4 protein-coding genes are annotated in these 6866 nt (G+C 42.4%); all 4 read left to right on the top strand.

Features of this window, described 5'->3' with window-relative positions:
• Nucleotides 1–26: 26 nt before the first annotated feature.
• Nucleotides 27–2861 (top strand): glycoside hydrolase family 78 protein, encoded by a 2835-nt coding sequence (locus BXY_RS03095; RefSeq protein WP_015531201.1) that lies wholly within the window; start codon nucleotides 27–29, stop codon nucleotides 2859–2861.
• A gap of 201 nt (nucleotides 2862–3062) precedes the next feature.
• Complete coding sequence (locus BXY_RS03090; RefSeq protein ID WP_008775768.1) at nucleotides 3063–4430, top strand: glycoside hydrolase family 28 protein; 1368 nt, start codon at nucleotides 3063–3065, stop codon at nucleotides 4428–4430.
• Nucleotides 4431–4513: 83 nt separating this feature from the next.
• The gene (locus BXY_RS03085) at nucleotides 4514–6478 is read left to right on the top strand and encodes a 6-O-methylesterase (RefSeq protein ID WP_008640513.1); all 1965 of its coding nucleotides are present in this window, start codon (nucleotides 4514–4516) and stop codon (nucleotides 6476–6478) included.
• A gap of 201 nt (nucleotides 6479–6679) precedes the next feature.
• A partial coding sequence (locus tag BXY_RS03080; RefSeq protein ID WP_394809831.1) for a patatin-like phospholipase family protein occupies nucleotides 6680–6866 on the top strand: 187 nt, incomplete at its 3' end.

The following is a 6866-nucleotide window of genomic DNA, read 5'->3' as shown; positions in this document are numbered from 1 at the left end:
TCGAACAAATAAAAGATACTTGAAAAATGAAATTCAAAAAGATTCTTCTTTCATTGCTAATTTGTTTGTCTTGTTTTGTACAGGCGAAGAATATAACCATCAGTCGTCTTACCTGTGAGATGCAGGAGGGACTGGTAGTGGTCGAAGGTTCACCCCGTTTGGGCTGGGTGATGGAATCGCCGGAAAATGGGACACGACAATCTGCCTATGAGATTGATATTCGGGAAGCTTTTACAGGGCGTTCCGTTTGGAATAGTGGGAAGGTTTATTCTTCGCAGAGCCAGTTAGTTTCTACAAAGGGGGCAGATATACGTCCTGATAACTCATTTAATTATAGTTGGCGCGTTCGTGTTTGGGATGAAACAGATACACCTTCCGAGTGGAGCAATGAAGCGAAATTCCGGGCAGTACCCGAAAGGTTATCTTCGGGGCAGTGGATTGGAGCTATTACCCGACAAAATGCTCATTTACCGGAAGGGCGTAAGTTCCACGGTGGAGAGCTGAAGAAACCGGAAGTGAAAGCTGCTTGGGAAGCAGTGGACACTTTGGCAAAGAAAAGTATTTGTTTGAGAAGAACATTCCAGGTAGGAGATGCGAAAGAAGGGGGTGCAAACCGTAAACCGGGCAAGAAAATAGTGGAGGCAACGGCATACGTTTGTGGTCTGGGATTCTATGAGTTTTCTTTGAATGGCAAAAAGATGGGTAACAGTGAGTTTGCCCCATTGTGGAGTGATTATGATAAAACTGTTTACTATAACACATACGATGTGACGGAACAATTGCGGCGTGGTGAAAATGTCGTAGGAATCTTATTGGGGAATGGATTCTATAATGTGCAGGGGGGGCGTTATCGCAAATTACAGATCAGCTTTGGTCCTCCCACACTTTTATTTGAGCTGGTTATTAACTACGAAGATGGAACATGTACGACGGTTCATTCCGATAATAATTGGAAATATGATTTTAGTCCGGTAACCTTCAATTGCATATATGGAGGAGAAGATTATGATGCGCGTCGTGAACAGAAAGGATGGAATCAGATTGGCTTTGATGACAGTCATTGGCGTCCGGTAGTCATACAGGAAGCTCCTAAAGGAATACTTCGTCCACAGATGGCGGCTCCAGTGAAAATCATGGAACGGTATGATATTCAAAAGGTAACCAAACTAAATGCGGACCAAGTTGCATCAGCTTCTGTATCAACTAAGAGAACAGTCGATCCTTCTGCTTTTGTGTTGGATATGGGACAGAATTTGGCTGGCTTTCCGGAAATAAAAGTACGTGGCAAACGTGGTCAGAAAGTAACTTTGATTGTAGCCGAAGCATTGACAGAGGAAGGTGCTTGCAATCAGCGTCAGACAGGGCGTCAACACTATTACGAATACATTCTGAAAGGGGAAGGCGATGAAATCTGGCACCCTCGTTTCTCTTATTACGGTTTTAGATATATTCAGGTAGAGGGTGCTGTCTTAAAAGGACAGAAGAATCCGCAGAAATTGCCTGTATTAAAGAATATTCAATCCTGTTTCGTATATAATTCAGCCAAGAAAGTTTCCACTTTCGAATCATCCAACCGGATATTTAATGCTGCCCATCGATTGATCGAGAAAGCGGTTCGCAGCAATATGCAGTCTGTGTTTACGGATTGTCCGCATCGTGAGAAACTTGGGTGGCTGGAACAGGTACATCTGAATGGTCCGGGTTTGTTGTATAACTATGATTTGACAGCATACGCTCCGCAGATTATGCAGAATATGGCAGATGCACAACATTCCAACGGAGCCATGCCGACAACTGCTCCGGAATACGTGATTTTTGAAGGTCCGGGTATGGATGCTTTTGCCGAATCTCCGGAGTGGGGTGGGTCTTTGGTTATTTTCCCTTTTATGTACTATGAGACTTATGGAGACGATTCATTGATTAAGAAATATTATCCGAATATGCGTCGTTACGTGGATTATCTCAAGACTCGTGCAGATACAGGTATTCTTTCTTTCGGATTGGGAGACTGGTATGATTACGGAGATTTTCGTGCGGGATTCTCACGGAATACACCCGTTCCTTTGGTGGCTACTGCGCATTATTACATGACAGTCATGTATTTGGTACAAGCCGCGAAAATGGTGGGTAATGACTTTGACATTCGTTATTACACTTCGTTGGCACAGGAGATAATGGTTGCATTTAATAAATGTTTTCTTCATAAAGATACGGCACAATATGGTACAGGAAGCCAATGCAGTAATGCGCTTCCGTTGTTCCTCCAAATGACGCAGGATGCAGATGAACAAGATAACTACCGACCGGATGCAGATTTGAATGAGAAAGTATTCGCGAATCTGATAAAAGATGTGGAAGCACATGGCAACCGTTTGACTACCGGTGATGTGGGAAACCGTTATCTGATTCAGACATTGGCGCGTAATGGAGAACATGAACTTATTTATAAAATGTTCAATCATGAAGAAGCTCCCGGATATGGTTTCCAGTTAAAATTCGGCGCTACAACTTTGACCGAGCAATGGGACCCCCGTCAAGGTTCTTCCTGGAATCACTTTATGATGGGACAGATTGATGAATGGTTCTTTAATTCACTGGTCGGTATTCGTCCTTCTACCACTCCAAAACAAGGTTATCAGAAGTTCATCATCGCTCCCCAACCTGTGGGAGATTTGAAATATGTCAAAGCGTCGTATGAAACTTTATACGGTACCATTAATGTGGACTGGACTTGTGAGAATGGGACTTTCACTTTAAACGTGTCTGTTCCGGTGAATACTACCGCTGTTGTTTATCTCCCGGGCGGAAAAGAACCGAAAGAAATACAGAGCGGAACATATCAATTGGTTTGTGCAAAATAAAAGAACCTTTTTGTATATATTTGTAGAATTAAAAAACAATGTATTCGTATAAAAAATCATGCAGCATCTTTATTTTAATCATGTAGCATGTTTGAAAAAAAACATCTCAATGATTGTCTTCAAACATTGGGAAGAAAAAAAGATTCTATTAGCATGATTTTTTAGAAGGAAACGATGAAATATACTTTAATAATATCGATTATGAATTTACGAACAACTCTTTTTGTCTTTCTTTGCTTCTGTGCAACCACAGTTCTTCGTGCCGAGCGTGTAGATATGCTGAAGGCCGGTGCAAAAGCAAATGGCAAGACTCTTAATACAAAGCTAATCAATTCAACGATTGACCGTCTGAACCGTGGTGGCGGAGGTACTCTTTTCTTTCCTGCCGGAACTTACCTGACGGGGAGTATCCATCTGAAAAGTAATATTACACTGGAGTTGGAAGCCGGAGCTACCTTGCTCTTTTCCGATAACTTTGATGACTATCTTCCTTTTGTCGAGGTTCGTCATGAAGGAGTGATGATGAAAAGTTTCCAGCCTTTGATTTATGCGGTAGATGCCGAGAATATTACGATCAAAGGAGAAGGAACTTTGGACGGACAAGGAAAGAAATGGTGGATGGAGTTCTTTCGTGTCATGATTGATTTGAAAGACAATGGCATGCGTGATGTGAATAAATATCAGCCAATGTGGGATGCAGCAAATGATACGACAGCAATTTATGCTGAAACGAACAAGGATTATGTAAATACATTGCAACGTCGCTTTTTCCGTCCTCCGTTCATTCAGCCCGTTCGTTGTAAGAAAGTAAAGATTGAAGGAGTGAAAATCATAAATTCTCCCTTCTGGACGGTCAATCCGGAGTTTTGCGACAATGTAACCATAAAGGGGATCACCATAGATAATGCGCCCTCACCAAATACGGACGGAGTGAATCCGGAATCCTGCCGCAACGTACATATCAGCGACTGCCATATATCAGTAGGAGACGATTGCATCACAATCAAGTCGGGAAGAGATGCGCAGGCCCGTCGTTTGGGAGTACCTTGCGAGAATATCACTATCACCAACTGTACCATGCTTTCCGGTCATGGAGGTGTTGTTATCGGCAGCGAGATGAGTGGGAGTGTGCGTAAAGTTACTATTTCCAATTGCGTGTTTGACGGAACAGATCGTGGAATTCGTATTAAGTCAACCCGTGGAAGGGGAGGAGTCGTTGAAGATATTCGTGTCAGCAACGTCGTAATGAGCAACATTAAACAGGAAGCTGTCGTATTGAATTTGAAATACAGTAAAATGCCTGCCGAACCTAAGAGTGAACGCACTCCGATATTCCGTAACGTACATATCAGCGGAATGACTGTGACAAACGTAAAGACTCCGATCAAAATAGTGGGCTTGGAAGAAGCGCCGATATCTGACATTGTTTTGCGTGATATTCATATTCAGGGAGGGAAACAGAAATGTATCTTCGAAAATTGTGAACGTATCACGATGGATGACGTAATCGTCAATGGTGAAGTAATTAAAAGCACACAACAGATACTACAGATTAACACAGATTTTTAATTCGACTAAATTATAAGAATAATAAATCTGTGAAAATCTGTGTAATCTGTGGTGAAAAAACAACTTACATAAATTAAAAATAAATGAAACGAATCCTTTTTACTATGCTTCTTGCCGCATCTCTTTCGGCCGAAGCCCAGACGCAAACATACGAGACAGAATTTGCCCGTCCCTTGAATGAAGTACTGACGGATATACAGAACCGTTTCGGAGTCCGTTTGAAATATGACATTGATACGGTGGGAAAAGTGCTGCCTTATGCCGATTTCCGTATTCGTCCTTATTCCGTGGAAGAATCCTTGACGAATGTATTGGCACCTTTCGATTATAAATTTGTTAAGCAGAAAGGAAATATGTATAAGCTGAAAGCATACGAGTATCCACGTCGTACAGATGCAGACGGAGAGAAGATGCTGGCTTATCTGAATACACTCTATACAGACCAACAGTCCTTTCAACTTCGTGCCGATTCTCTGAAAAAAGAGGTACGTCAGCGTTTAGGTATCGATCCTTTGTTGGCTCAATGTGTCAAATCCAAACCTATTCTTTCAAAGATACGTAAGTTTGATGGCTATACCGTGCAGAATTTCGCGCTTGAAACACTTCCCGGGTTATACGTTTGCGGTTCTATCTATACGCCCCAATCGAAAGGAAAACATGCGTTGATAATCTGCCCTAACGGACATTTTGGTGGCGGACGTTATCGGGAAGACCAACAACAACGTATGGGAACTTTAGCACGTATGGGAGCTGTTTGTGTAGACTATGATTTGTTCGGATGGGGAGAGTCGGCTTTGCAAGTGGGCAGTGCGGCACACCGTAGTAGTGCGGCGCACACTATTCAGGCAATGAACGGCTTACTGATTCTTGACTACATGCTTGCTTCCCGTAAGGACATTGATACCAGCCGTATCGGTACGAATGGCGGTTCGGGTGGAGGTACCCATACTGTATTGTTGAGCGTATTAGATGATCGTTTCACCGCTTCAGCTCCGGTGGTGAGCCTGGCTTCTCACTTCGACGGTGGTTGTCCCTGCGAAAGCGGAATGCCTATTCAACTATCTGCAGGAGGAACCTGTAATGCGGAATTAGCCGCTACTTTTGCTCCTCGTCCACAACTGATCGTATCGGATGGCGGCGACTGGACGGCCAGTGTTCCTACTCTTGAATTTCCTTATCTGCAACGAATTTACGGATTCTACCAGGCAAAAGATAAAGTAACGAATGTACATCTTCCCAAAGAGAAACATGACTTTGGCCCGAATAAGCGGAATGCTGTTTATGACTTCTTCGCAGAAGTATTCAAATTGGATAAAAAGATGTTGGATGAAAGCAAGGTCACCATTGAACCGGAATCCGCTATGTATAGTTTTGGTGAAAAAGGAGCTTTGCTTCCTGAAGGCGCCATCCGTTCTTTTGACAAGGTAGCTGCTTATTTTGACAAGAAGGCTTTTGCTAATTTAAAATCAGATGCTTCTCTCGAAAAGAAAGCCATCGACTGGGTAGCTTCTTTAGAGTTGAACGATGATAAAAAAGCAGGTTTTGCAGTAACTGCCATTTATAATCATCTTCGTAAAGTGCGTGACTGGCACAATGAGCACCCTTATACAACAATCCCCGAGGGTATCAATCCTCTGACAGGCAAACCGCTTTCCAAGCTCGACCGTGAAATGATTGCAGATTCTGCTATGCCGAAAGAAGTGCATGAAAGGCTAATGAAAGATTTACACAGAGTATTGACGGAAGAACAGATTGAACAAATCCTGGATAAATACACGGTAGGTAAAGTTGCTTTTACCTTGAAAGGTTATCAGGCCATCGTGCCCAATATGACGGAGGAGGAAACGACTTTTGTTCTGGAACAGTTGAAACTGGCTCGCGAACAGGCTATTGACTACAAGAATATGAAGCAGATTTCTGCTATCTTCGAAATTTATAAAACCAAATGCGAACAGTATTTCAATGAGCATGGTCGCAACTGGCGGCAGATGTTCAAAGATTACGTGAATAAGCGAAACGCAGAAAAGAAGGCTCAAGGAAAGAAATAAATGAGGGTAAACCCTTAACCTCCTACATAACCGGAAAATCTCCGGGATAATAGAAGAATATAATAGAGCTATGCTTTGCAACTGACAAAGTATAGCTTTATCATATCTAAAGCTATGCTTTAGTTCCCCTAAAACACTGCTATAATTTATTTCTTCACGATTACTAAACATCTTTTTCGCAGAAAATGTGTTATTTTGTAGATGGCTAACAGAAATGTATATGATATGGATAAGCAAAAAGTAGCATTAGTCCTTTCCATGGGTGGAGCACGTGGAATAGCACATATAGGAGTAATTGAAGAATTACTTCGTCACAACTTTGAGATTACTTCCATTGCAGGAAGTTCCATGGGAGCAATGGTGGGAGGCAATGTATGCTTCAGGAAAA

The sequence above is a fragment of the Bacteroides xylanisolvens XB1A genome (assembly GCF_000210075.1).
Classification (GTDB): Bacteria; Bacteroidota; Bacteroidia; order Bacteroidales; family Bacteroidaceae; genus Bacteroides; species Bacteroides xylanisolvens.
This window is presented reverse-complemented; position numbering and strand designations above follow the sequence as displayed.

Excerpts from the sequence above, each read along its gene's own strand:
- BXY_RS03095 (WP_015531201.1), top strand. The coding sequence starts at position 27 with ATGAAATTCAAAAAGATTCTTCTTTCATTGCTAATTTGTTTGTCTTGT.
- BXY_RS03090 (WP_008775768.1), top strand. The coding sequence starts at position 3,063 with ATGAATTTACGAACAACTCTTTTTGTCTTTCTTTGCTTCTGTGCAACC.
- BXY_RS03085 (WP_008640513.1), top strand. The coding sequence starts at position 4,514 with ATGAAACGAATCCTTTTTACTATGCTTCTTGCCGCATCTCTTTCGGCC.